We start from the raw sequence: 25,634 nt of genomic DNA, 5'->3' as shown, positions 1-25,634 counted from the left end.
TACTGCAGTAAAATGAAAATAGAACAAATATACACCGGTTGTTTAGCAGAGGCTGCTTATTATATAGAAAGTAATGGCGAGGCTGCAATTATAGATCCTTTAAGAGAAGTGGCCACTTATTTAAAAAAAGCTGAAAAAGCTGGTGCAACCATTAAATATATTTTTGAAACTCATTTTCATGCAGATTTCGTTTCCGGGCATGTAGATTTAGCGGAAAAATCCGGGGCTAAAATCATTTACGGACCAACTGCTAAAACAGGCTTTGAATCTCATATTGCATTAGACGGAGCGCAATTCAAAGTTGGCGCACTTACCATCACCGCATTACATACACCAGGCCATACGTTAGAATCTACTACTTATTTATTAACAGATGAGAACGGAAAAGACCATTGCATCTTTAGCGGCGATACACTCTTTATTGGTGATGTCGGTCGACCAGATTTAGCACAAAAAGGTAATTTAACCATGGAAGATTTAGCAGGAATGCTTTACGATTCATTGAACGAGAAAATTAAACCACTGGCTGATGATGTAATTGTTTATCCGGCTCATGGCGCAGGCTCTGCATGTGGCAAAAGCATGAGTAAAGAAACTTTTGATTCTTTAGGGCATCAAAAGCAGGTTAATTATGCGCTAAAAGCCGAAACAAAAGAACAATTTATAAGAGAAGTTACGGATGGCATGATGCCGCCGCCACAATATTTTGCTAAAAATGCAGCCATAAATAAAGGTAGCGTAGAAAGTATTGATGATGTTTACGAGAAAGGCTTAAATGCTTTAACACCGCAGGCTTTTGAAGATACCGCAAACCAGACAGGTGCAATTATGCTGGATACCCGCGATCCACAACTTTTTGCGAAAGGGTTTATTCCTAACTCAATCAACATCGGTTTAAATGGCCAGTTTGCGCCATGGGTTGGTGCCTTGATCACCGATCTACAGCAACCCATTTTACTCATTACAGATGAAGGCAAAGAAGAGGAAACCATCACCCGTTTAACCCGTGTAGGTTATGATAGCACAATTGGCTATTTAGAAGGGGGTTTTGTGCGCTGGACAGATGCTGGAAAAGAAATCGATACGATAGAATCTATTTCTGCCGAGGCTTTTGAAGAAGCAGCCACTACTGGCGAGGTTATCGCACTTGATGTGCGTAAGCCCGGTGAGTATGAATCAGAACATTTAGATTTTACCTTAAGTCGCCCGCTGGACTTTATTAACGATTGGATGGGAGAAATAGATCCTAAAGCAACCTATTATGTGCACTGTGCTGGTGGTTACCGCTCGATGATTGCAGCCTCTATTCTGAAATCTCGAGGGGTTGAAAACGTCGTAGATATTGCAGGTGGTTACGGAGCGATTAAAAATACAGGTTTGAAAAGGACTAATTTTGCTTGCCCAAGTAAAGCCATGAAGGTTTAATTAGGTAGGTACTACCTAAGAAGGTGAGAAGGTTTTAACTATCATTCCTTTATTTGATATGATAAGCTTATATGATCTTAGCTGTCTCAGGTCGTTAATTTAGTAATCACCACCTTAGAAACCTTAGGACTGTTCGGTGATTGATTGTTTAAAATTAAACTTTCATCATCCTATTTTATATTTGAACTTATATGCTCTTAGTTGCCTCAGGTGGTTAATTTAGTAATCACCACCTTAGAAACCTTCGAACTGTTAGGTGATTAATCATTTTAGATTTAAATTATCATTACCCTATTTTTATATTTGAACTTATATGATCTTAGGTGTCTCAGGTGGTTAATTTAGTAAGCACCCAGAAACCTTAGAACATTTACTTGATTAATCATTTTAGAATTAAATTATCATTACCCAATTTTTATATTTGATCTTAGCTGTCTCAGGTGGTTAATTTAGTAATCACCACCTCAGAAATCTTCGAAAATTTTGGTGGTTAATCATTTTAGATTTAAACTTTCATTACCCTATTTTTATATTTGATCTTATATGATCTTAGGTGTCTCAGGTGGTTAATTTAGTAATCACCACCTTAGACACCTTAGAAGTGTTAAGTGATTAATTGTTTAAAAATTAAATTATCATTGCTCTATTTTATATTTGAACTTATATGCCCTTAGCTGTCTCACGTGGTTAATTTAGTAAGCAGCCAGAAACCTTAGAACATTTATTGTTTTAGAATTAAACTTTCATCATCCTGTTTTGTATTTGAACTGGATTACCCCTTAGAAATCTAAGGTGGTTAATATTTTTAGAATGCTTCAAAAAGAAAATCATTACGATATCATCATTATTGGCGCCGGACCGATTGGTATGGCTTGCGCAATAGAGGCGAAACAAGCAGGTTTAAGTTATCTCATTATTGAGAAAGGCGCGCTGGTGAATAGCTTATTCAATTACCCCGTCTTCATGACTTTCTTTTCTACTTCACAGAAATTAGAAATTGGAGGCGCTCCTTTTGTAACGATTAATCCGAAACCTAATCGCAATGAAGCAGTTGAATACTATCGCAGGGTTGCGGAGAAGTTCGACTTAAAGATTAACTTATTCGAAAGGGTAAATCAAATTCAAAAAAACGTTGAAGGTATATTCGAAATTGAATCGGCGAAGTCAAGCTACACGGCCAGCAACGTCATTGTTGCTACAGGGTTTTATGATGTTCCATTACTGATGAATATCCCTGGCGAAGATTTGCCGAAAGTAACACACTATTATAAAGATCCACACCTATATGCTTTCCAAAATGTAGTCGTGGTTGGGGCCAATAATTCTGGTGTAGATGCTGCATTAGAGACTTATCGAAAAGGTGCAAACGTAACCATGGTTATCCGCAGCGGAGACCTTGGTCCACATGTAAAATATTGGGTTCGCCCTGATATTCAAAACCGGATAAAGGAAGAAGAAGTAACTGCCCTTTTCAATTCAGAACTTGTTGAAATCAGAGCAGGCGAAGTAGATATTAAAACGCCTGAAGGCATCAAAACCATTCCCAATGATTTCGTGATTGCCATGACAGGTTATCAGCCTGATTTTTCCATGTTGAGAAAATTCGGAATCGATTTGCCGGAAACCCTTTGTCCGGTTTACAATGAAGAAACGATGGAAACCAATGTAAAAGGCCTTTATCTGGCAGGTGTAGTTTGCGGCGGACTAGATACCCACAAGCTTTTTATTGAGAATTCTCGCGTGCATGCGGAGATGATTGTGAAGAATATAGTAAATCCGGTTTAAGAAATTTAGTAGGCCGTGCGGAGTAGGAAAAACTTCGTCAATCTAACAATGAATTTAAATGTTTGATGAATCTTTCGAAGTCTTTTTGAGCTCATTTATACGTTTACGATTTGCAAGTTAAATTAATGGGCTCCTTCAAAACGCTCTCTAAAAAACTATTAATTGCAATTTCTACACTCGGTAAATCTTTCGAAGTTAAGTAAGAGCCCAGCACATGGTTCCCGGCATTTGGAATGGCAACTTTACGTTTCAAATCATCTGGTGTGCCTAAATCATTAAACATTTTAAGCATGGCATCTACCCGTACAACGGGATCTTGCTCCAACTCATTCTTGAAATAATAAAGGAGTAAAACCGGCTGTTTAACTTTTTCGAAAACGGATTTATTCATGGTGCTTTCCACAAACTCCTGCAATTCTACCAGAGATTCGATTCTATAACTAGTGTACCAATACTTTTTGTATACTGCTGTTCTTCCATCCACCGTTCTTTCATCGCTGCCTAAAACCCGACGGGCAATTTGCAAACCCCAGGGATCGTTTAGCAACCAAGCATTTCTATCATTGATGGCCACATTGGGCGACATTAATATCAGGCTATTAATTTTTGGATAGGTTGATGCAAGCTTTAAGGCTGCGGTGCCACCGGTAGAAGTGCCAACCAAAATTACTTTTTTACCTAATTTCTGACCAATTGCATAAGCTTGCTTACTGGTTTCCCAAAGCCTGTCTGCTGTAAAATATTGCATAGGTGCTACTGTGTCTACTCCATGGTCTGCTAAACGCGCCAGGTATAAATTGGCATTTAATGCTTTTGCTAAATTCAGATGAACCGGATTTCCTTCCATTTTTGAAGCAGAAAACCCGTGTAAGTAAACCACTGCATATTCTGTTTGTTGGTGACTGGAATCTGCCCAGACAATTTCGGCCTCATTTCCTGGCTTCAGTTTATTGGCTTTTTCCATTGCACTAACATAGTCATCAAGATCCTGAATATCAGGAACAGATGCCAGCGAGGTATCATACATTGGTTTCTTTGGCTTTGGCCCAAGCAGATATCCGGCGATTATCAATACCGAAAAACCAATTAGTACTTTATAGCGCTTTTTCATAAATCCTAAATTATCGGTTTAAATGTAAACTTTTGAAGGATGAAAGTAAATTTTTGATCATCTGATGTTCCGGCTTGAGGGGAAGATTACGAGCAGCAACGTTCAATTTAAACCTGATTGCGCCCCAATAGCCCGCAGCCTGAAGTATGAGGGCGAGGACTATAGGCAAAAGCAGGAGGGGAGATGTTAATAATTACGGCCATTGCTTTCCAACCCATTATAATGCTTCATAATACATTACTTTTTTATGGGAAATTAGCTTAAGTTTGCAATCAAAATTTTTCGACTTAATGCCGGGAATCGAACAGATAAAAAAACCTATAGCAACTGATATCAAAGCGTTTGAAAAAACGTTCAAGGAGTCTATGCATAGCGACGCGCCGTTGTTGGATAGGATTACCCACTATATTGTAAAGCAAAAGGGGAAACAAATGCGACCGATGTTCGTGTTTTTTGCGGCTAAACTGTGTGGCGGTATAACCGAATCTACCCATCGTGGCGCTGCTTTAGTGGAGTTGTTACATACGGCAACGCTGGTGCATGACGATGTGGTTGATAATGCTTATGAACGCCGTGGGTTTTTCTCTATCAACGCACTTTGGAAAAACAAGATTGCCGTATTGGTTGGCGATTTTTTACTTGCTAAAGGATTGCTGCTTTCTGTAAACAATAACGAACATAGATTGTTACAAATTGTATCTGAAGCCGTTAAGCAGATGAGTGAGGGAGAGTTGCTACAGATTGAAAAGGTGCGGAAAATGGATATTTCTGAAGAACTTTATTTTGATGTTATCCGTCAGAAAACAGCCTCATTAATTGCATCATGTTGTGCTGCAGGAGCGGCTTCGGCTGGTGCTGATGATACAGTAATCGAAAAGATGCGCTTATTTGGAGAGAAAGTTGGAATTGCTTTTCAGATTAAGGATGATACTTTCGATTTTGGAACAGATGATGTTGGGAAGCCATTGGGGATTGATATTAAAGAAAAAAAAGTAACTCTTCCGCTAATTTATGCTTTAAACCGCGCTGATAAATCTGAACGGAAACGAATCATTAATCTGGTGAAAAACCATCAGGATGATCCGGTAAAGATTCAGCAAATTATAGATTTTGTAAATGGACACGAGGGTGTTTATTACGCAAACGAGAAAATGTTACAATACCAGGAAGAAGCATTTGATATTCTGCGTCAGTTTGATGCGGGAGAAGCCAGAACAGGTTTAGAGGAACTTGTGCTTTACACTACCGAACGTAAAAAATAATGAGTAACGAGCTGCTTTTTAGTATTGGTTTTCTGTTGTTTATTGTCATCATTCTAGCTTTGGATCTAGGGCTTTTTAGTCGTAAAGAACATGTAGTAAGTTTGAAGCAGGCCGGAATTATGAGTTTGATCATGGTGGCTTTTGCCATTGGTTTTTACTTTGTATTGCTTACCGAAGGGCATCAATTACACGGAATTAAGGATTTTGCCCATCTACAGGAAATTGTTACCAAGCATCAACATCATATTAAGCTGATTCCAAATGATTTTGAAGGCAGTCTGGGCGTTTATAAAAAGAATTTAGGTTTAGAGTTTCTAACAGGCTATGTAATTGAATACGCTTTATCTGTTGATAATATCTTTGTTATTGTACTGATCTTTTCTGCATTTGCAGTAGAGGAAAAATATTACCACCGGGTGCTTTTCTGGGGGATTTTAGGTGCAATCATTATGCGTTTCATCTTCATATTCGTTGGTGCGGCATTGATTACTAAATTTGCATGGATCCTCTACATCTTTGGTGCTTTCCTCGTTTTTACCGGGGTGAAAATGTTTTTCAGTAAAGAAGAGGATGAAAAAATCGATCCTGAAAACCATCCTGTTGTTAAATGGGCCTCGAAGATATTCTCCATACACCCTAAATATGAGGGAAAGAATTTCTTTGTTAAAATAGATCATAAGACGCTGGTTACGCCCCTGTTTTTAGTTTTACTAATTGTAGAATTTACAGATTTATTATTTGCGGTAGATTCGATTCCGGCTATTTTCGCGGTTACAAAAGATCCATATATTGTATTTTTTTCAAACATTTTTGCCATCATGGGCTTACGTTCCATGTTCTTTTTACTGGTGAATATTATCCATAAATTCCACTATTTAAAAACGGGTTTAGCCGTGTTGCTGGCTTTTATTGGGGTGAAAATGTTAGGTCATGTCTACCTGGAAAAGTTAGGTTTCACTACCCAGCACTCGCTAATTATCATAGTGAGTATTTTAGTGATCAGCGTTGTGGCATCACTGGTTTTCCCGAAGAAGATATTGCATAAATAATATATTACCACTTTAGGCTTCTTAAGTCATTGTTTTAGTTTATTTTTCTGAGGTGTCTTAAAAGGCATAAGATTTTTGGAAAACATTCCTTTAAAATAATATAACCACCTTAGACACCTAAGTCCATTAAACCGTCTATGACCTTAGTTTATATTTACTAAGATGTCTGAGGTGGTGTAAGTATTTTGGAAACATTCCCTATCATTGTAATCAATTCAGTTAAAATAATATAACCACATTAGACACCTAAGGCCTTTAAAGGTCGATGATCTTAGCTTCTATTTACTAAGATGTCTTAGGTGGTGTAAGTATTTTGGAAACATTCCTTATAGTCGTACTCAATCCAGTTAAAATAACATAACCACCTTAGACACCTAAGTCCATTAAAGGTCGATGATCTTAGCTTTTATTTACTAAGATGTCTTAGGTGGTATAAATTTTCTTGCAAAAAGTCATTATTGCTGTATTGAATCAAGTTAAAATAACATAACCACCTTAGACACCTAAGTCCATTAAACCGTCTATGACCTAAGTCTATATTTACTAAGATGTCTTAGGTGGTGTAAATTTTTAGGAAACATTCCTTATCGTCGTACTCAATCCAGTTAAAATAATATAACCACCTTAGACACCTAAGTCGTTAAACCGTCGATGATCTTAGTTTATATTCACTAAGATGTCTGAGGTGGTGTAAGTTTTTTACAAAGCTATTATCTGTAGTAGATTAAAATACCAGCTAAGCAAAATCTATGTTACAGCATAAAAACTACCCTGTAAATTTGTAATTTTAGCACATAAACCAACTAAATGAAATACCTTTTCTCAACAATAATTATTTGTAGTACCCTTTTCTCTAATGCTCAGGATAAATTTGGAGGTATCTTCTCAAAAATTAATACGGATGTACAGCAAAATTCTAAAGCATATCAAACCCTAAAGTATGAAACCGAAACCATCGGCCATCGGTTAACAGGTTCTGCAAATGGAGCGAAGGCAGAACAATATGCCTATGACTTATTGAAATCTTATGGTTGCGACGTTAAATTTCAACCGTTCGAAGTCGAAAGTTGGGCCAGAAAAACAATATCGGTAGAAATAGGGACGGATAAAGGAAACTTAACCAAAATGAAAGCCGTAACCTTGGCACATTCTCCAATTAATGCAGATATCACTGGCGAAATCGTAGATGCGGGCAATGGTATGGAAACAGACTATCAAGCCGATCCAGCTAAATTTAAAGGTAAAATTGCGTTAATATATTTAGGCATTTTGCCTGGTTCACCTGCCGAAACAAAATCACTACATCGTTCAGAAAAAACGGCAATTGCAACAAAATATGGTGCTACAGGCGTAATTATCATTAATACTGTTAAAAATGGCGTTTTACTAACAGGTACAGCCTCGGTAACCGGAAAACTGATTTTAATTCCGGCAATTTGTATCGGATTGGAAGACGGAATGGCATTGAAAGAAAAACTTAAAAGCCAGTCGCAAACCGCACACATCGCCATGACCAATTTTTCAGGAGTAATTAAAGCCAGAAATGTAGTGGCAACATTTAAAGGAACTGAATTACCAAAAGATAAAATTGTTGTCGGCGGGCATTTAGATAGCTGGGACTTAGCCACTGGAGCAATTGATAATGGGATTGGTTCATTCGCTGTTATAGATATGGCGAGGACTTTTAGAAAGTTAAACCTAAAAACAAAGCGTACCGTAGAATTTGTTTTGTTTATGGGTGAGGAGCAGGGTTTATTGGGTTCTAAAGCCTATATCGATCAAGCTAAGAAAGATAAAAATCTGGATCAGGTTAAGTTTATGTTGAATTACGATATGACGAATGATCCAAAAGGGTTCGCTACATCCCGTGCTGAAATGAAAGAATTGTTCACTGCCTGGGGAGCCGACATTGTAAAAATCGATACCGGGTTTAAAAACTTGTTTAACGCAGGTGCAGGATTACACAGCGATCATCAGCCATTTATGCTGGAAGGAATTCCGACTGGTGGTGGCTTTGGTGGTAAATTGCCAAACAATTCGGGCCCGTTCTATCACTCTGATGGCGATTCATTCAAATTGGTAGATGAACAGGAATTAAAAAATACTGTTCGTTACAGTGCTATGCTTACTTATGCATTAGCTAACACTCCAAAAATTCCTGTCGGTGTTCAGGAAGAAGATGAACTGAGGGCTTTCCTGGAATCTCAAAACCTAAAAGAACCACTAACGATTGCTGGTGAGTGGAGGTGGAAATAATATCTAAAAATTTACCAGTTTATCTTAAGAACTATAAACTTGTGTTATAAGTGTTTGATTTTAGATTTCGAGTTATCGATTATTTGATTTCTTTTCTTAACATACAAATATGATGCTCATATAAACAATAGCTTTATTCAATCAAGTTATCATTGAAAGGTAGATAAGTTTATAGAAATAGTTAAAATACCAATAGATAGTGAGTCTCATTTTCGCAAGACTAACTTTTATTACGAGCATATTTCATCAGAATCACTTCTTATTCAGCATAAGAATGATGCCTGTAGTCACCAACCTATTCTAAATAATTATTTCCGTTTGCTGGTGTAAATGTTCTGGTTCCTGAAGATGCCGGCGTAATAAAGAATTTATCAGATGCATTGTAATTGTCTATCAGACAGCCTTGGTTAAAAATGCTTTGAGGAATTATTAATGTTAAGAGAGTAATTGTTTATTCATTCTCAAAATTTAAAGTATTCTCAGGAAGAATATTTTTAATTAGCTAACAAATAATTCCCTTACTGAAGAAGCAAGGATCCCACTCCACCATAGAAAAAGTAAAATGGCTATGCCTATAACTGTATAAGCAATACTTTCGAAGTATTTATAAAACAGAGATTGCTTTACAGACAAATTGCAGATTTTATAAGTTATCCATTGGATAACGGTAAACATACGTTGCATGAAATAGGGAATAGATGATATTAAAACCATTTAGTATGCATTTTGTTTTATTTTTTTTTAATGAATATGTTTAAAGGGTTAGAAAAAATAATTTAGTGCGATCTGTGTTTCCGTAGCAAAAAAATTATTGAGGCAATCTGACTTGCAAGTCGCTGCTTTTTATATTTGCTGAAGAAGTAAAATGTTTGGCTTGAGGAATATCTCCGTTGAATAAAAGATAAACTATTTTACATTCAACAAACCGGGTTGCTCTTTTAAATATTTGGCTTTCACAAAGGGATGCCGTAACTTTGCATCACATTTAAAAACAAATAATTATGTCATCAGTAGAGACAACTTATATCCCTTACAAAGTTAAGGACATTTCACTGGCAGAATGGGGCCGTAAAGAAATCGAATTAGCCGAAGCAGAAATGCCAGGTTTGATGAGCTTACGCGAAGAATTCGGTCCTTCGCAACCGTTAGCAGGTGCTCGCATTGCAGGCTGTCTGCACATGACCATCCAAACGGCTGTTTTAATCGAAACATTAGTGGCTTTGGGTGCTGAAGTAACCTGGTCATCATGCAATATTTTTTCTACACAAGACCATGCTGCTGCGGCAATTGCTGCTGCGGGTATTCAGGTTTATGCCTGGAAAGGTTTAAACGAAGAAGAATTCGACTGGTGTATTGAGCAAACTTTACACTTCGGTGCAGATCAGAAACCATTAAACATGATTTTGGATGATGGTGGCGATTTAACCAATATGGTTTTTGATAAATATCCTGAGCTTATTGCTGGCATCAAAGGTTTATCAGAAGAAACCACCACTGGTGTTCACCGTTTATACGAAAGAATGAAAAACGGAACATTGCATTTACCTGCAATTAACGTGAATGATTCTGTAACTAAATCTAAATTCGATAACAAATACGGATGTCGTGAGTCATTAGTAGATGCAATTCGTCGTGCAACTGATGTAATGATGGCTGGTAAAGTAGCTGTTGTTTGTGGTTATGGTGATGTGGGTAAAGGTTCTGCAGAATCTTTGAGTTCACAAGGCGTACGCGTAATTGTAACGGAGATTGATCCAATTTGTGCTTTACAAGCGGCAATGGAAGGTTATGAAGTTAAGAAATTTGCGACAGCTGTTAAAGAAGCAGACATTATTGTAACTACGACTGGTAATCGTGATATCGTACGCGGCGAGCATTTCTTAGTGATGAAAGATAAAGCAATCGTTTGTAATATCGGTCACTTTGATAATGAAATTGATGTTGCGTGGTTAAACGAAAAATATGGTTCAACTAAAGTTGAAATTAAACCACAGGTAGATAAATATACTATCGAAGGTAAAGATATCATCTTATTGGCCGAAGGTCGTTTGGTAAATTTAGGTTGTGCAACTGGCCACCCAAGTTTCGTAATGAGTAATTCATTCACTAACCAAACTTTAGCTCAATTGGAACTTTGGACAAATACAGATAAATACGAAAACAAAGTTTACGTTTTACCTAAATATTTAGATGAGAAAGTTGCACGTTTACACTTAGCTAAAATCGGTGTGGAATTAGATGTTCTAGATCAACACCAGGCTGATTATATTGGTGTGCCGGTAGAAGGTCCATTCAAATCAGACGAATATCGTTACTAAAAACTAGTCATGAGTCTGTAGTTCGGAGTCACGAGTTTAAATATCAAAAGGGATGTGCAAATTGCATATCCCTTTTTTTTACGTTTATTTTTTTCAGTGATCTGATAAAAATGTACAGTATATAGATATTCATCTGATCACTAGTTGTGAGTTATTTTTCAAATAAAATGAAAAATATTGTCACATTTTGATTCTTCCTGCGTCTTATGGTTGAATTGAGCCGAACTCCTCATCATAAACAAACTAAAAAACGACTTCATTTTATGAAAAACTACTTACTTATTTTACTTTGCTTTTTATCTACGAAGGTCTTCGCACAAGAAGGAGCCGCTATCATTGGTAAAGTAGTTGATGATAAAACAAATTTGCCATTGGAATATGTGGGGATTATTTTAACTCATAAATCTGATTCAACAAAAAAAATTGGTGTGGTAACTAATAAAGCAGGGGAGTTTTTATTGAGAAACGTAGTTGATGGAAATTATCTGATCAGAATATCAGCTATGGGTTATCTCTCTTTTTCAAAATCATTAACGGTTAATGGTAAAGGAGTGAATTTCGGAACAATAAAATTAAAGGAAGATGCCATTGCATTAAAAGAGGTATCAGTAGCTGGGAAATATGCAACCGCCACCATTAAAAAAGATACTGTAGAGTTTAATGCTGATGCTTATAAAACGCAACCCAATGCAGCTGTTGAGGATTTATTAAAAAAACTGCCTGGTGTAACCATTGATAAAGATGGAAGCATTCTGGTGCAAGGACAGAAAGTAACCCGGCTCACGGTAGATGGGAAAGATTTTTTCGGCACTGATCCTAAAACAGCTACGAAGAACCTGCCTGCAGACGTAATTGCAAAAGTGCAGTTAATTGATAGTAAAACCTTAGAAGCGAAGGCTACAGGAATAGATGATGGTCAGCGGGAAAAGGTCCTCAACCTAACTATTAAAGAAGATAAAAAGAATGGTTGGTTCGGTAATGCAAATTTATTAGGCGGCACAACAGCACGATATAGTAGTTATCTGAGTGCAAATCATTTTACTAAAAAGATGCAGTTTGCAGTTTTGGGTATGAGTAACAATGTGAGTAATGCCAGTTTCCAATATGAGGATTTAAACAGCTTTACTGGTGGTAATTTAGGAAACATTTTCGCTCCTCCAGGTGGCGGAGGTTTTTCAATCAACGTAAATAACGGACGAACCACCATCGGCGGCTCAGGCGTTTTCGACAATAGTGCCATGGGTGAGGTAACTACTCACAGTGGCGGCGTTAATTTTAGCAACAGTTGGGGAGCTAAGGATAAATTAACATTAAGTAGTAGTTATTTCACCTATTTTAGTAAAGGTTTAGGTACCCGATTTTCTAATGTACAAGACATTAATGAGGATGATGTATTGAGAACGAACGAAACGTCAAATCGCAACTCTGATAATCAGGCCCATCGTTTCAACTTTAAGGTAGAATATCATCCAGATTCATTAACAGACCTTCTCTTTAGATCGAATGCGATTTTAAATTATACCACTAATATTAACAGCCGGGATTTTAATACCACTTTAGACCGGGCTGGAGAAGTAAATGATGGAAATCAGCTACTGGATCAAAAGAATTCTACACCAGCTTTTTTTGGAGAGCTTTCGGCTACACGCCGCCTAAATAAAGGTTCTGTTATTTTCGGCTTAAACGGAACGCAAAATACTTTTAATTCTAACTGGCTAAACCAATCAATCATTAATAATTACCAGACTGGTGGTGTAGATATTACCGACTTAAACCAGCAAGCAGAACAAGAAAATAAGTCGAGAACTACCTCTGTTTCTATCAATTACATCAGGCCTATTATTAATAAAAAACTCAATAGTAATATCGCTTATATTCGCAATGATGGTAAAGTAAACGCGCAACAATCCACATGGAGTTATAATCCCCTAAATAATACTTATGATACCGTTGTGCCTGATCTCAGTAACCTGTTAGAAAACAGAACCTGGACACAAACTGCCCGAATAGGTTTGATCTACAACCGTACGCAATGGACCTACAATTTGGGGTTTGGATTTCAGGAGACTGGGTTAGACGCTTCGGCTTTTAATAGTTTAGGCACAAATATCAATAATATCGAAAAGAAATATTACAACATCCTGCCAAGGTTTAGTTTTAATTTTAGAAACGCTACCAACCAAACGCTACAACTAAATTACAATGCTAATGTTAATCTGCCATCTGTAAATGATCTTCAGCCTGTTCAAAATAATACCAATCCGTTGTACAGGCGTGAAGGAAATCCGAATCTAGAAGCCAGAAAAAGCCATCGGTTATCTGTTAATTTTAACACTTTCAGTCCTGATAATAACAAGTATTGGAACGGATACTTCTTAATCAATTATAGTTTAGACGATGTAGGGAATAGTATTGTTTACAGAGATGGTGTTCAATTTGTGCAACCTGTAAATGTAGATGGCAACTATTATATTAACACTGGGACAAATTTTGGACAACCTACAAAAATTAAAGGTTTGAGAACTGGTTATGGGATTAATTTATTTATTTCACACGGCACCTCTTTTATCAATAGCGAGAAAAATATGACCAATCGCTATAACTTCGGACCTAATGCCAATTTGAGTTATGATATTGACGATAAGATAAATGCCGGAATTTATATCAGTGTTCAATATAGCAGGGTAAATAATTCACAGCCCAGTGCTATCGATAACAAGTATTTCAATTTCTCCAACAGTGCAAGTATTAGCTATGAGTTTATCAAAAATACGCGTTTAAATGGCGAGTTGCAGCATAATGGTACGGCTGGCAGGGCCGATGGATTTAATAATAATGTGTTTTTATTGAACGCAGGTTTTGAACAATATTTTATGGATAGGAGAATAACCCTGGCCCTGAAAGGCTTTGATATTTTAAATCAGAATACAAATATAGACCGAACCATTAATGGAAGCAGGATAGAGGATATTCGTTTTAATACCATTACGCGGTATTTTTATTTATCTCTAAATTATAAAATTAGCAATGCAGGATCGTCAAAAGAAAGAAGTAATCCCAGGAGTACGGTGAATTAACGTTCCATAAAAATGCGGGTTTAAGTTGTTATGATGAAAGTTCCTAACGCTTATTAGGCATGATGCAGATAAGCGTTAGGAACCTGATCAACGATAACCTAAAGACTGACAACAAAATTAAAGCACTTATCTATTAAATTGTTAACTGAAAATATTAACAGAATTGCAACCCGCTAGTCTTCAACTGTAAACGAATAACAGCGAACCGGAAATTTTTTGCCTTAACCCCTTGATTATTAAAAAGAATTGTTCTACTTTTGCAGTCCGTTTTATAGGCTATCTGCGAAGATGCCGGGGGAGCGGTAATTTTTTAATAAAAACATAAAAAAGCACAATGCCAACCATTCAACAATTAGTTAGAAAAGGTAGAGTAGCACTGGAGTTCAAGAGTAAGTCTCCAGCGTTGGACAGCTGTCCACAGCGAAGAGGTGTATGTACACGTGTGTACACCACTACCCCTAAAAAACCAAACTCAGCAATGCGTAAAGTAGCCCGTGTTCGTTTAACGAACGGTAAAGAGGTGAATGCATACATTCCTGGAGAAGGTCACAACTTACAGGAACACTCAATCGTATTGATCCGTGGTGGTCGTGTTAAAGATTTACCAGGTGTACGTTATCACATCATCCGTGGTGCATTAGATACATCAGGTGTAGCTGGTCGTAACCAACGTCGTTCAAAATATGGTACAAAACGTCCTAAACCAGGTCAAGTAGCTGCTGCGCCTGCAAAAGGAAAGAAAAAATAATCGGGAGGAAATAAGAAATGAGAAAGTCAAAACCAAAAAAGAGAATTATTCTTCCTGATCCAAAATTTAACGATGTTCAGGTAACTCGTTTTGTAAACAATATGATGTACGATGGAAAAAAATCTATCGCTTATGATATTTTTTACGATGCTGTTGAAATTGCTGAGAAAAAAGCAGGTGAAAACGGTTTAGAGATATTTAAACGTGCTTTAACTAACATTATGCCAGCTGTAGAGGTTAAATCTCGTCGTGTTGGTGGTGCTAACTTCCAGGTTCCAACTGAGGTTAGACCAGAGCGTAAAACAGCTTTAGGTATGAAATGGTTAATTTTATATGCTCGTCGTCGTGGTGAAAAAACCATGAAAGAGAAATTAGCTGGTGAAATCGTTGCTGCTGCTAAAGGCGAAGGTGCTGCTGTTAAGAAGAAAGAAGATACGCACAAAATGGCTGAAGCTAACAAAGCGTTCTCTCACTTCAGATTCTAGTAATTAGAATTAACAGATTAGTAAGATTACACAGATACTAAAAACATAATGGCAAGAGATTTAAAATTTACAAGAAATATTGGAATCGCGGCTCACATTGATGCAGGTAAAACTACAACAACAGAGCGTATTCTTTATTATGCTGGTGTAAGTCATAAAATTGGTGAAGTGCACGAAGGTGCTGCAACAATGGATTGGATGGCACAAGAGCAAGAGCGTGGTATCACAATTACTTCTGCAGCAACTACGGTTGATTGGAATTACAGAGGTCAAAAATATCATGTTAACGTTATTGATACACCTGGTCACGTGGATTTTACCGTAGAGGTAAACCGTTCATTACGTGTATTAGATGGATTAGTGTTCTTGTTTTCGGCTGTTGATGGTGTTGAGCCTCAATCGGAAACTAACTGGCGTTTAGCAAACAACTACAGTGTGCCTCGTATTGGTTTCGTTAATAAAATGGACCGTTCCGGAGCAGACTTCTTAAAAGTTGTTAAACAAGTTAAAGAAATGTTAGGTAGTAATGCAGTTCCATTGCAATTACCTATCGGTTCTGAAGACGGATTTAAAGGTGTGGTTGATTTAATCAACAACCGTGGTATTGTTTGGAATGAGCACGATAAAGGGATGACCTTTACTGAAGTGCCTATCCCAGAGGATATGATTGATGAAGTTGCTGAATGGAGAGAGAAATTACTGGAATCAGTTGCTGATTATGATGAGTCGTTAATGGAGAAATTCTTCGAGGCGCCAGAAACAATCACAGAACGTGAAGTTTTAGATGCTTTACGTGCAGCTGTTTTAGATGCTAAAATTGTACCTATGGTTTGTGGTTCATCTTTCAAAAATAAAGGTGTTCAGACTATGCTTGATTATGTGATGGAATTATTGCCTTCACCTATGGATAGCGAAGGTGTTATTGGTACTAACCCGGATACTAGCGAAGAAGTTTTATTAAAACCGAGCATTAGTGAGCCATTTGCAGCTTTAGCTTTTAAAATTGCAACTGACCCTTTCGTAGGTCGTTTATGTTTTATCCGTGTTTACTCGGGTAACTTAGAAGCAGGTTCTTACGTTTATAATTCTCGTTCAGAAAATAAAGAACGTATTTCCCGTATCTTCCAAATGCATGCTAATAAGCAAAATCCTGTGCCAAATGTGGCTGCTGGTGATATTGCTGCAGTAGTTGGATTTAAAGACATCAAAACAGGTGATACACTTTGTGATGAGAAACATCCAATTGTTCTTGAATCAATGGATTTCCCAGAGCCAGTTATCGGTTTAGCTATTGAGCCTAAAACTCAGGCTGATGTTGATAAATTAGGTATTGGTTTAGGTAAATTAGCGGAAGAAGATCCAACATTCAGAGTTCAGACTGATCAGGAAACTGGCCAAACTGTAATTTCTGGTATGGGTGAGCTTCACTTAGACATCTTAATTGATCGTTTAAAACGCGAATTTAAAGTAGAAGTTAATCAAGGTGCACCACAAGTAGCTTACAAAGAAGCTATTTTCGGTACAACTACTCACCGTGAAACATACAAGAAACAATCAGGTGGTCGTGGTAAATTTGCAGATATTTCTGTAATTATCTCACCAATTGATGCTGATTTTGAAAAAGGTGGTTTACAATTCGTAAACGAAATTACAGGTGGTTCAATTCCACGTGAATTTATTCCTTCTGTAGAAAAAGGCTTTGCAGCTTCTATGGCTAATGGTGTATTAGCAGGTTACCCACTTCCTGATATGAAAGTTCGTTTAACGGATGGTTCATTCCACGCAGTCGATTCAGATGCTTTATCATTTGAGTTAGCAGCTAAAATGGCATATCGCGAAGCTTTACCTAAATGTAAACCTACTTTGATGGAGCCAATCATGAAAATCGAAATCTTAACCCCTGAAGAAAACATGGGTGATGTAATCGGTGATATGAACCGTCGTCGTGGTCAGTTATTAGGTATGGATACCCGTAACGGATCTCAGGTAATTAAAGCAACTGTGCCGCTTTCTGAAATGTTTGGTTATGTAACTCAGTTACGTACAATCACTTCAGGACGTGCAACTTCTACAATGGAATTTGACCATTACGAAGCTGCGCCTAAAAACGTACAGGATGAAGTAATTGCTAAATCTAAAGGAAGAGTAAAATCTGAAGACTAGTTAGAATAAGTATTTTAGTATCAAGTATTGAGTATCAAGACGGATTATTATCTTGATACTCGATACTAAATACTCGATACTACAAATGATAAATCCGATTCCTGTTGTTAATAGCTCTAACAGGGAATCATAATTGAAAATAAGATGAGCCAAAGAATCAGAATCAAATTAAAATCTTACGATTACAATTTAGTAGATAAATCTGCTGAGAAAATCGTAAAAACTGTAAAACCTACGGGTGCAGTTGTAAGTGGACCAATTCCACTTCCTACAGAGAAAAAAATCTTTACTGTTTTACGTTCTCCACACGTTAACAAAAAAGCTAGAGAGCAATTTCAATTATGCGCTTACAAACGCTTATTAGATATTTATAGCTCTAACTCTAAAACAGTTGATGCTTTAATGAAACTTGAATTACCTAGCGGTGTTGAAGTTGAAATCAAAGTTTAATTGATTTAAAAAGGTTAAAGAAAAGTCGTGATGAAAATTACGACTTTTTTTTATTGCCTATCTTTTCAAACAAAAATGAATACCAGAGGTTTAATTTTCATGAGCAAGCCATTAAAAGAAGAAGAAAGTTTACCGGTGAAAGGTCAGGATTTTGCAGATCCAAAAGAAGAACTGAAAGAAAAACCATCCTCGCATGGTGAGGTTGCCAATCAAAAAGGTGGTGATTTTTCTGAACTGGAGGAAAGCAGAATGGAAAATCCACCTGAACACAGAGACGAAAATGGATCTGGTAAAAAGGATGTAGATAGCAATACTGGTTTAGATCAGCAAAAAGGAGTAAAATAACGGATTAATCTATTATTCCATTCCTTACCACGAAATTGATTAAGGCTGCAGTATTTTTTTTGCCGGTTTTGTCCAGCAGCGTCTGTCGGTTTCCTTCGATTGTTCGCTTACTTGTATAGAGCTTTTCAGCAATTTCGCTATTGGTGTAACCCTCAGCAATCAAACTCAGAATTTCCTTCTCTCTATTAGAAATTTGGATATTAGCTTTCAAGTCTTGCTGGCCACTTGAAGAAGATCGAAAATGGCCCAATAGTTTAATGCCAATTGCAGAACAAATGTATTTGTAACCCGTATAAATCTGTTCGATGGCAAATACAACTTCAGCTATCGAAATATTTTTAAGTAGGTAACCATCAGCGCCTGCATCGAAAAATTTGATTACATCATTTTTACTATCTGTTGTGGTAAGAATCAGTACTTTAATCTCAGGGTAATTCAACTTAACCAAAGAGGTAAGTTCCAGACCATCCATCTCAGGCATTTCGATGTCGGTAATGATCACATCGGGCCTTAAGCCATTTTGAATTAAGCGAAGAACCTCTATTCCATGAGCTGCCTCGCCAATTACTTCAATATTTATCTCTTTTTCCAGAAGGGAAATAATTCCATTTCTTACAATTGCGTGTTCGTCAACGATTAAAATTTTAATTGGAATCTTCAAATTTGTTTGATATTAGTCAATCTAGTTAAAGCCAAATATCGAAATAATATCAAAATCGGAAATATGTGTTTATACGGAAAATGTAGGTATTTATACGCTTTAAATCATTTTAGTAGAATTAAATTTTAAATACACGATATGTATTAAGGATTAGTTGAGTGAGCTCTTATGCCCATAATAAGCCGTTTGAATTACATGAATTTATTGAACGTTCAATGATGTTGACATTAACAAAACTGTATTGTTATACTAACTGTCATGCAAATTAAATAGCAAATTAATAAACTTTCTAGAAACGGGGGTGTTACCATTAAAGTAACTAAAATATATATGATATGAATACTGATAATAAAGCACATGGAGCTCAGAAAGATAATCAGGATCAAAAGTATGACCAGAATATAGAATGGGATCATGAAGATGCTACATACGGACATAGCATCAGCAATTCAACTTTCAAAAGAAAAGATGTTCCGGATGAAGATCATATTGCTCAAGTTCAGGAAGCAAAGATTGATGTCAACGAAAATCTTAAAAATACGAATCTAAGTACAAGTGAGGATCTCGCAAACAGAAATAATACGGACGAAAAGGGTGTGGGTGGTAAAGATTTATAAATGAGAAAAGGGGCTAATTTTTATTAATCCCTTTTCAATAGTTTAGCTCCACGGTAGATGAAACACTTAAAAACTCCACATCTTAAAGTGTAACCCAGAAACATTAATGTCCTCAAGTATATTTATTAAATTGTAAATAGTTGCGAGTTTCTATTAATATCAAAATTAAGAATTCGCTGTAATATTTAAAATAATAAGCTATTTTTTATTGACTTTCGTCAATATGCAGCTATGAGTTTCATCTTTCTAATATTAACCATAGATTAACTTGTGCTAATATAGGCCAACGGTTTGCTGATAGTCCATTTTAATATTACGACTCAGTGTATTCACTTCTTTAACTATTTTTGGTGTTTTTTCAATAACATCATCAACTACAGACTTTCCGTCCATTAATCTTTTTTTGGTTAAGTAGTGAAGCACAAAAACAGATGCAGCACTCCAAAAAGCATATTTCAATAATTCCATAATTTTAATTTAGATACCAGTATTAAGCGCGTTGTCTTCGTCTCTCTGTTTAATATTAGATTTATCCTGATCATCTTTGAAATCTTCAGATGAACTACCTGTTCCGCTTGCTGCGCTTTCTATTGTATGTTGGGTGTCAGGGCTGTTATAGGTATCATCGCTTAGCGAGTCTTTACCTTGAGTACCGGAATTATCCAATCCATCTTTTGCGGTGATATTACCTTCATTAAAACCATTGGCATTTTCTTCAGCTATAGGAGCTCTACCAAAAGCGGTCACTTCATTTCCATCATTACCTTTTTCATATTCCTGCTGAACATCAGATTTTTCTTCACTTTTTCCCTTTCCGAAATAACCTTCCGTATGCTCATCTTTATTATAAACGCTGGTTTTCATATGCTGTAATTTATCTAAAAAACAATAACGCTTCAAAATGGTTTGCTTAGGTTTCATAATATCTTCCATATTATATTTATCTTATCGGCAGATTTAATCCCCTATTTCTTGTATAAATTTCCAGTTAAATAGAACCGTCAATCAGCACTTTGAAATGAAAAAACCCGAAGAAACCCGTATAAGCGAACAATATCAATATCAAAAAAAATGGTTTAAATGGGGGCCTTATGTTTCTGACAGGGCATGGGGAACGGTTCGAGAAGATTATAGTGCCGATGGAGACACCTGGGAGTATACTACGCATGACAGTGCAAGAAGCAAGGCTTTCAGATGGGGAGAAGAAGGAATTGCGGCAATAAGCGATGATAAACAAATCCTTTGCCTGGGTTTGGCTTTATGGAATGGAAAGGATGCAATACTAAAAGAACGATTATTCGGCTTAAACAATGCCGAAGGGAACCATGGTGAAGATGTAAAAGAAATTTATTATTACCTCGATAGTACGCCAACCCATTCTTATATGGAAATGTTGTATAAATATCCGCAGACGGCTTTTCCATATGAGCAATTACTTGATGAATCAAGAAAGCGATCTACCAATGATCCTGAATTTGAAATTATTGAAACAGGGATTTTCGATCAGGACAAATATTTTGATGTATTTATTAATTATGCAAAAAATGATGAAGCAGACATACTGATAGATTATACTGTATATAACCGGAGTATAGAAGAGGCAGAAATTCACTTATTGCCTCAAATATGGTTTAGAAATAACTGGAACTGGGAAGGTAGCGATCCAAAACCATTAATCAGTTGTATAGGTGATAAGGAATTATTGCTGGATGCCAAAGCGCTTGAAGAACAATATTTTTGTTATGTTGATGGCACGCCGACGTTCCTGTTTACCGATAACGAAACCAATAACCAACGTCTTTACCACACCGAAAATATTTCGCATTATGTTAAAGATGGAATTAATGATTTTATCGTCAAAAATGATCAGAATGCAATTAATCCGGCTAAGACTGGTACAAAGGTAGCTTTACATTTTAAGGAAACGCTTGGGGCTAAACAAAAGAAAACTTTCAGGTTGAGGTTAAGCAACAAACAATTAAAAAAACCTTTTGAAGATTTTGACCAAATTTTTGATTTACGTAAAGCGGAAGCCGATGAGTTTTACAGCACTAAGCACAAGACTGGTATATCTGATGATGAAAAACGCATTCAACGCCAGGCATGGGCAGGTTTGCTGTGGAGTAAACAGTTTTACAGTTACAATGTGCATACCTGGCTAAGAGGCGATAAAGGATTAACCCCACCTCCAATTCGCTTACCGGAACGTAATTCGGATTGGAACCATTTAATTGCAAATGATATTATTCTGATGCCTGATAAATGGGAGTATCCGTGGTTTGCTGCCTGGGATTTGGCATTTCACTGTATTGCTATGGCAGCTATAGACCCTGATTTTGCCAAACAACAGCTTTGCCTTTTAGTAGGCGATAATTACATTCATCCGAATGGAGAATTACCAGCTTATGAATGGAATTTCTCTGACGCGAATCCTCCGGTACATGCTATGGCATCGTACAAGGTTTACATGGCAGATAAAGCGGCAAAAGGTAAAGGTGACCTGGTTTTTCTGGAGAAAATTTTTCAGCGTTTAATGATCAATTTTACTTGGTGGGTAAACCAGAAAGATAGCGAAGGCAATAACATTTTTGAAGGTGGTTTCTTGGGGCTGGATAACATTGGCATATTTAATCGTAGCGAACCCGTTCCGGGGGGAGGCTTTTTAGAACAGGCAGATGGAACAAGCTGGATGGCTATGTATGCATTGAACATGTTCGAAATTAGTCTGGAACTATCTCTTCATAATCTGGTTTACGAAGATATGGCTATAAAATTTAGTCAACATTTTTTATACATAGCAGGCTCGATGTCAGATATGGGCGGGAATGGCATTGGGCTTTGGGATGATCATGATGAGTTCTACTATGATATGTTGCGAAGACCTGATGGAGGTTCTGATCGATTGCGTTTACGCTCGTTGGTAGGTCTGATCCCATTATTTGCTGTAATTGTTTTTAATGATCGTGATTGGGAGGTGTTGCAGAAACTCAAAAAACAGTTAACCACATTCATGCTTCAGCGTCCAGACCTTGCACAACTGGTAAGCCATTGGACGGGCAAAAGTGGCACGAATAAACACTTATTCTCGCTGTTGAGAGGCCATAGGATGAAAATGTTACTTCGAAGGATGTTGGATACCAATGAATTTTTGTCTGACTATGGTGTTCGTTCTATGTCGAGGGTTTACGAAGAACAGCCATTTTCTTATGCGTTGAATAATGAAAATTATTCGGTTAAATACATTCCGGCAGAAAGTGATAGCAGGATGTTTGGTGGCAACAGCAATTGGAGAGGGCCAATATGGATTCCTATTAATTATATGTTAATCGAATCCATCAGGCGTTTCGATGAATACTATACCGACGATTTTAAAGTTGAATATCCAACAGGTTCCGGTAGTTATTTATCCCTGTCTGATATTGCTGATCAACTAAGTTTAAGGTTAAAAAGTATGTTTCTAAAGGATGAAAATGGAGAACGTGCTATTCACGGCGGCCAACCTAAATTTAATCATGATGAACACTTTATGGATAATATTTTATTCTATGAATATTTTGATGGTAATAATGGTAAAGGTTTAGGTGCAAGTCACCAAACGGGATGGACCGCCTTAATTGCTCTCTTATAGCAAGGTGTAAAATGTAGAAAATAATTTAAGAAATTTGCGCTGATTACAATGATGGGAGATTATACCTTTCTTCAGGAAGAGGAAAGAATAGAAAGCCATTTGCAGTTAATACATGCCACGGCAATTTATACTTTACTAAAGGGGATTAAAAATGAACACAGCATTTAATTTGTTCTGATTAGAAAATCAGATTAGTTTTATTAAAGGCACTTTTTGCTAACTTCGCTCCGAATCAAGCAGCAGCAGTTAATGGAGTGGAAATATTTACTTTCGAATAAAAGGTTTGGGCAGGAAAGCTGGACGGGTGATCGGGATAAGGCCCGATCTGATTTTCAGAGAGATTACGATCGCTTAATATTTTCCTCACCTTTTAGACGCCTACAGAATAAAACCCAGGTTTTTCCCTTGCCAGGAAGTGTCTTTGTACACAATCGGCTAACGCATAGCTTAGAAGTTGCAAGCGTGGCCCGCTCTATGGCAAACATCTTCCTAAATAACCTGGAAGAACACCAGCCCTCATTAATCAGAGACGTTCCGTTAATTAGCGAAGTTGGAAATATTGTAGCTGCTGCAGCACTCGCTCACGACTTGGGTAACCCGGCATTTGGACACTCCGGCGAAGCTGCCATTTCACGTTATTTTACCGATGGGGATGGTCGTGTTTACCAAAAAGAAATGAAAGAATCGCAGTGGCATGACCTCATAAATTTTGAAGGTAACGCAAATGCCATTCGAATTCTAACTCATCCTTTAAAAGGAAAGGGGAATGATGCTTATGCTTTAACTTATTCTACTTTAGCCTCCATAGCGAAGTATCCATGTGCATCGATAGCCGGAAAACAGAAAAAGCTTTTGCATAGAAAGAAGTATGGTTTTTTCCAATCGGAAGAAGAATCATTTAAAAAGATTGCAACGGAGTTAAGGTTATTGCAAGAGGAAAGCGAATACCTGATTTATAAACGGCATCCTTTAGTCTATTTGGTAGAGGCTGCTGATGACATTTGTTATAGCATCATTGATCTGGAAGATGCGCATCGGCTAAAAATTTTATCTTACGAAGAAGTAAAAAACTATCTTCTGCCTTTCTCCAATTCCAAAACAATAGAGGAAAGGTTGAAAAATGATTACGAAGATGATGATGCGAAAATTGGTTTATTGAGGGCAAAAGCCATCAATACGTTAACTAATATTTGTGCAGGTATCTTCTTCCACGAACAGGAATCTTTATTAAAAGGTGAACTAAATCATAGCCTCACAGATCTTTTGCCCGAACCCTATCTTACTGCATGGAAAGCAGTAGAAGCGGTATCTGTGGAGCGGATTTATAACTTCTCTTCGGTAATACAAAAAGAAGTTGCGGGCTACAAAATAATGGCTGGTTTGCTGGAAGAATTTGTCCCGGCACTCATTAACAACAATACGCACTATTATCAGAAGCTGGTAAAACTGATCCCAAAGCAATATCATACCGATCTGACTGATATTTACTCCCGTACGCAGAGTGTTTTAGATTTTGTTTCAGGTATGACGGATTTGTACGCAGTGGATTTATATCGGAACATTAAAGGAATCTCTTTTCCATCAGAAACTTAAAGCTAAATATTATGAGGATATTTATTTGTATCAGTGGTTTTTTGTTTTTTTTTAATTTTGCCAATTCGCAAACAGTTACCACTGCTCATTTGAAAAATGGCGATTTAATATTTGTTGGCGCCGAAAAAGACAACCTTTCGGGTGCCATTAACCGGGTTACCCAAAAAAAGGATGCTATTGCTTTCGATCATATTGGAATTATCGAAAAAGAGCGAGATTCTTTATTTGTTTTGAATGCATCCTCCAAAGAAGGTTCAATCAGGGAAAGTATTGAGCAATTCTATCTGACACAAAAAACGGCAGACAATAAAATTATGGTCTACCGTTTAAAAGATAGTTTTCAATATGCTATTTCTGCAGCTTTAATATCTGCCAGGAAAATGCTAGGGAAACCCTACAACTGGACTTATATCCTGAATGAAAATTCTTATTATTGCGCTGATTATATTGAAAGATCTTTTAGAAAAGATCACATATTCAGACTAGAACCTATGACTTTTGTAAATCCAAAAACTGGAAAGACAGATGATTTTTGGATTGACTTTTATAAAAAACAACATCTGGAAGTGCCGGAAGGCAAACCAGGTTGTAATCCGAATGGTTTGGCGGCAAGCGAGAAGCTAATGTTAATAGGGAATTTCATCAATTAGCTTAAAGCCAA

20 protein-coding genes are annotated in these 25,634 nt (G+C 36.9%); 16 read left to right on the top strand and 4 right to left on the bottom strand.

What is annotated here, in order from left to right:
• Window positions 1-12: 12 nt before the first annotated feature.
• Entirely contained in the window at window positions 13-1,425 is a 1,413-nt protein-coding gene (locus SOM16_RS01105) for an MBL fold metallo-hydrolase (protein WP_320462141.1), read from the top strand.
• 810 nt (window positions 1,426-2,235) lie between these two features.
• A complete protein-coding gene (locus tag SOM16_RS01100) occupies window positions 2,236-3,210 on the top strand; it encodes a YpdA family putative bacillithiol disulfide reductase (protein WP_320462140.1) in 975 nt (324 codons plus the stop codon).
• A 103-nt stretch (window positions 3,211-3,313) separates the two neighbouring features.
• On the opposite strand, the gene SOM16_RS01095 is transcribed toward SOM16_RS01100, so the two are convergent.
• Window positions 3,314-4,321, bottom strand: coding sequence for an alpha/beta hydrolase (locus SOM16_RS01095; protein WP_320462139.1), 1,008 nt, complete (start codon window positions 4,319-4,321; stop codon window positions 3,314-3,316).
• Between the two features lie 290 nt (window positions 4,322-4,611).
• Here SOM16_RS01095 and SOM16_RS01090 point away from each other — a divergent pair, with 290 nt between their 5' ends.
• The 10 genes from SOM16_RS01090 to SOM16_RS01045 all read left to right on the top strand — a co-directional run bounded on the left by SOM16_RS01090 (window position 4,612) and on the right by SOM16_RS01045 (window position 18,474).
• Complete coding sequence (locus SOM16_RS01090; protein WP_320462138.1) at window positions 4,612-5,583, top strand: polyprenyl synthetase family protein; 972 nt, start codon at window positions 4,612-4,614, stop codon at window positions 5,581-5,583.
• Window positions 5,583-6,632: a TerC/Alx family metal homeostasis membrane protein gene (locus tag SOM16_RS01085; RefSeq protein WP_320462137.1), complete on the top strand. Its 1,050-nt coding sequence runs from the start codon at window positions 5,583-5,585 to the stop codon at window positions 6,630-6,632. Before SOM16_RS01090 ends, SOM16_RS01085 begins: the two co-directional genes overlap by 1 nt.
• Before the next feature lie 807 nt (window positions 6,633-7,439).
• Window positions 7,440-8,888: a M20/M25/M40 family metallo-hydrolase gene (locus tag SOM16_RS01080; RefSeq protein WP_320462136.1), complete on the top strand. Its 1,449-nt coding sequence runs from the start codon at window positions 7,440-7,442 to the stop codon at window positions 8,886-8,888.
• A 1,001-nt stretch (window positions 8,889-9,889) separates the two neighbouring features.
• A complete protein-coding gene (ahcY, locus tag SOM16_RS01075; protein WP_320462135.1) occupies window positions 9,890-11,206 on the top strand; it encodes an adenosylhomocysteinase in 1,317 nt (438 codons plus the stop codon).
• A 263-nt stretch (window positions 11,207-11,469) separates the two neighbouring features.
• Window positions 11,470-14,283 carry a TonB-dependent receptor gene (locus tag SOM16_RS01070; RefSeq protein ID WP_320462134.1) on the top strand — a complete coding sequence of 938 codons (2,814 nt, stop codon included), beginning with the start codon at window positions 11,470-11,472 and terminating at the stop codon, window positions 14,281-14,283.
• Window positions 14,284-14,617: 334 nt separating this feature from the next.
• The gene (rpsL, locus tag SOM16_RS01065) at window positions 14,618-15,031 is read left to right on the top strand and encodes a 30S ribosomal protein S12 (protein ID WP_012780770.1); all 414 of its coding nucleotides are present in this window, start codon (window positions 14,618-14,620) and stop codon (window positions 15,029-15,031) included.
• A gap of 17 nt (window positions 15,032-15,048) precedes the next feature.
• Window positions 15,049-15,516: a 30S ribosomal protein S7 gene (rpsG, locus tag SOM16_RS01060; protein ID WP_109929341.1), complete on the top strand. Its 468-nt coding sequence runs from the start codon at window positions 15,049-15,051 to the stop codon at window positions 15,514-15,516.
• A gap of 48 nt (window positions 15,517-15,564) precedes the next feature.
• On the top strand, window positions 15,565-17,679 hold the full coding sequence (gene fusA, locus SOM16_RS01055; RefSeq protein ID WP_320462133.1) for an elongation factor G: 2,115 nt from the start codon (window positions 15,565-15,567) through the stop codon (window positions 17,677-17,679).
• 144 nt (window positions 17,680-17,823) lie between these two features.
• The gene (gene rpsJ / locus SOM16_RS01050; RefSeq protein WP_008244591.1) at window positions 17,824-18,129 is read left to right on the top strand and encodes a 30S ribosomal protein S10; all 306 of its coding nucleotides are present in this window, start codon (window positions 17,824-17,826) and stop codon (window positions 18,127-18,129) included.
• 75 nt (window positions 18,130-18,204) lie between these two features.
• Window positions 18,205-18,474 (top strand): hypothetical protein, encoded by a 270-nt coding sequence (locus tag SOM16_RS01045; RefSeq protein ID WP_320462132.1) that lies wholly within the window; start codon window positions 18,205-18,207, stop codon window positions 18,472-18,474.
• A 4-nt stretch (window positions 18,475-18,478) separates the two neighbouring features.
• Here the strand turns inward: SOM16_RS01045 and SOM16_RS01040 are convergent, their stop codons facing one another.
• Window positions 18,479-19,135: a response regulator transcription factor gene (locus SOM16_RS01040; RefSeq protein ID WP_320462131.1), complete on the bottom strand. Its 657-nt coding sequence runs from the start codon at window positions 19,133-19,135 to the stop codon at window positions 18,479-18,481.
• 335 nt (window positions 19,136-19,470) lie between these two features.
• On the opposite strand from SOM16_RS01040, the gene SOM16_RS01035 reads away from it, so the two are divergent.
• On the top strand, window positions 19,471-19,752 hold the full coding sequence (locus tag SOM16_RS01035; RefSeq protein ID WP_320462130.1) for a hypothetical protein: 282 nt from the start codon (window positions 19,471-19,473) through the stop codon (window positions 19,750-19,752).
• Between the two features lie 273 nt (window positions 19,753-20,025).
• Here the strand turns inward: SOM16_RS01035 and SOM16_RS01030 are convergent, their stop codons facing one another.
• Window positions 20,026-20,220, bottom strand: a complete 195-nt coding sequence (locus SOM16_RS01030) for a hypothetical protein (protein WP_320462129.1) — start codon at window positions 20,218-20,220, stop codon at window positions 20,026-20,028.
• A gap of 9 nt (window positions 20,221-20,229) precedes the next feature.
• The gene (locus tag SOM16_RS01025) at window positions 20,230-20,616 is read right to left on the bottom strand and encodes a hypothetical protein (RefSeq protein ID WP_320462128.1); all 387 of its coding nucleotides are present in this window, start codon (window positions 20,614-20,616) and stop codon (window positions 20,230-20,232) included.
• Window positions 20,617-20,770: 154 nt separating this feature from the next.
• Here SOM16_RS01025 and SOM16_RS01020 point away from each other — a divergent pair, with 154 nt between their 5' ends.
• The 3 genes from SOM16_RS01020 to SOM16_RS01010 all read left to right on the top strand — a co-directional run bounded on the left by SOM16_RS01020 (window position 20,771) and on the right by SOM16_RS01010 (window position 25,623).
• Window positions 20,771-23,380 (top strand): MGH1-like glycoside hydrolase domain-containing protein, encoded by a 2,610-nt coding sequence (locus tag SOM16_RS01020; RefSeq protein WP_320462127.1) that lies wholly within the window; start codon window positions 20,771-20,773, stop codon window positions 23,378-23,380.
• 249 nt (window positions 23,381-23,629) lie between these two features.
• A complete protein-coding gene (gene dgt / locus SOM16_RS01015; protein WP_320462126.1) occupies window positions 23,630-24,973 on the top strand; it encodes a dGTP triphosphohydrolase in 1,344 nt (447 codons plus the stop codon).
• An 11-nt stretch (window positions 24,974-24,984) separates the two neighbouring features.
• Complete coding sequence (locus SOM16_RS01010) at window positions 24,985-25,623, top strand: YiiX/YebB-like N1pC/P60 family cysteine hydrolase (protein WP_320462125.1); 639 nt, start codon at window positions 24,985-24,987, stop codon at window positions 25,621-25,623.
• The last annotated feature ends 11 nt before the right edge of the window (window positions 25,624-25,634 follow it).

It is taken from the genome of Pedobacter sp. CFBP9032 (assembly GCF_034045265.1).
Classification (GTDB): Bacteria; Bacteroidota; Bacteroidia; order Sphingobacteriales; family Sphingobacteriaceae; genus Pedobacter.
This window is presented reverse-complemented; position numbering and strand designations above follow the sequence as displayed.

What these genes read in the sequence shown, in the direction of transcription:
- SOM16_RS01105 (WP_320462141.1), top strand. Translation starts at nt 13, where the DNA reads ATGAAAATAGAACAAATATACACCGGTTGTTTAGCAGAGGCTGCTTAT.
- SOM16_RS01100 (WP_320462140.1), top strand. Translation starts at nt 2,236, where the DNA reads ATGCTTCAAAAAGAAAATCATTACGATATCATCATTATTGGCGCCGGA.
- SOM16_RS01095 (WP_320462139.1), bottom strand. Translation starts at nt 4,321, where the DNA reads ATGAAAAAGCGCTATAAAGTACTAATTGGTTTTTCGGTATTGATAATC.
- SOM16_RS01090 (WP_320462138.1), top strand. Translation starts at nt 4,612, where the DNA reads ATGCCGGGAATCGAACAGATAAAAAAACCTATAGCAACTGATATCAAA.
- SOM16_RS01085 (WP_320462137.1), top strand. Translation starts at nt 5,583, where the DNA reads ATGAGTAACGAGCTGCTTTTTAGTATTGGTTTTCTGTTGTTTATTGTC.
- SOM16_RS01080 (WP_320462136.1), top strand. Translation starts at nt 7,440, where the DNA reads ATGAAATACCTTTTCTCAACAATAATTATTTGTAGTACCCTTTTCTCT.
- ahcY (WP_320462135.1), top strand. Translation starts at nt 9,890, where the DNA reads ATGTCATCAGTAGAGACAACTTATATCCCTTACAAAGTTAAGGACATT.
- SOM16_RS01070 (WP_320462134.1), top strand. Translation starts at nt 11,470, where the DNA reads ATGAAAAACTACTTACTTATTTTACTTTGCTTTTTATCTACGAAGGTC.
- rpsL (WP_012780770.1), top strand. Translation starts at nt 14,618, where the DNA reads ATGCCAACCATTCAACAATTAGTTAGAAAAGGTAGAGTAGCACTGGAG.
- rpsG (WP_109929341.1), top strand. Translation starts at nt 15,049, where the DNA reads ATGAGAAAGTCAAAACCAAAAAAGAGAATTATTCTTCCTGATCCAAAA.
- fusA (WP_320462133.1), top strand. Translation starts at nt 15,565, where the DNA reads ATGGCAAGAGATTTAAAATTTACAAGAAATATTGGAATCGCGGCTCAC.
- rpsJ (WP_008244591.1), top strand. Translation starts at nt 17,824, where the DNA reads ATGAGCCAAAGAATCAGAATCAAATTAAAATCTTACGATTACAATTTA.
- SOM16_RS01045 (WP_320462132.1), top strand. Translation starts at nt 18,205, where the DNA reads ATGAATACCAGAGGTTTAATTTTCATGAGCAAGCCATTAAAAGAAGAA.
- SOM16_RS01035 (WP_320462130.1), top strand. Translation starts at nt 19,471, where the DNA reads ATGAATACTGATAATAAAGCACATGGAGCTCAGAAAGATAATCAGGAT.
- SOM16_RS01030 (WP_320462129.1), bottom strand. Translation starts at nt 20,220, where the DNA reads ATGGAATTATTGAAATATGCTTTTTGGAGTGCTGCATCTGTTTTTGTG.
- SOM16_RS01025 (WP_320462128.1), bottom strand. Translation starts at nt 20,616, where the DNA reads ATGAAAACCAGCGTTTATAATAAAGATGAGCATACGGAAGGTTATTTC.
- SOM16_RS01020 (WP_320462127.1), top strand. Translation starts at nt 20,771, where the DNA reads ATGAAAAAACCCGAAGAAACCCGTATAAGCGAACAATATCAATATCAA.
- dgt (WP_320462126.1), top strand. Translation starts at nt 23,630, where the DNA reads ATGGAGTGGAAATATTTACTTTCGAATAAAAGGTTTGGGCAGGAAAGC.
- SOM16_RS01010 (WP_320462125.1), top strand. Translation starts at nt 24,985, where the DNA reads ATGAGGATATTTATTTGTATCAGTGGTTTTTTGTTTTTTTTTAATTTT.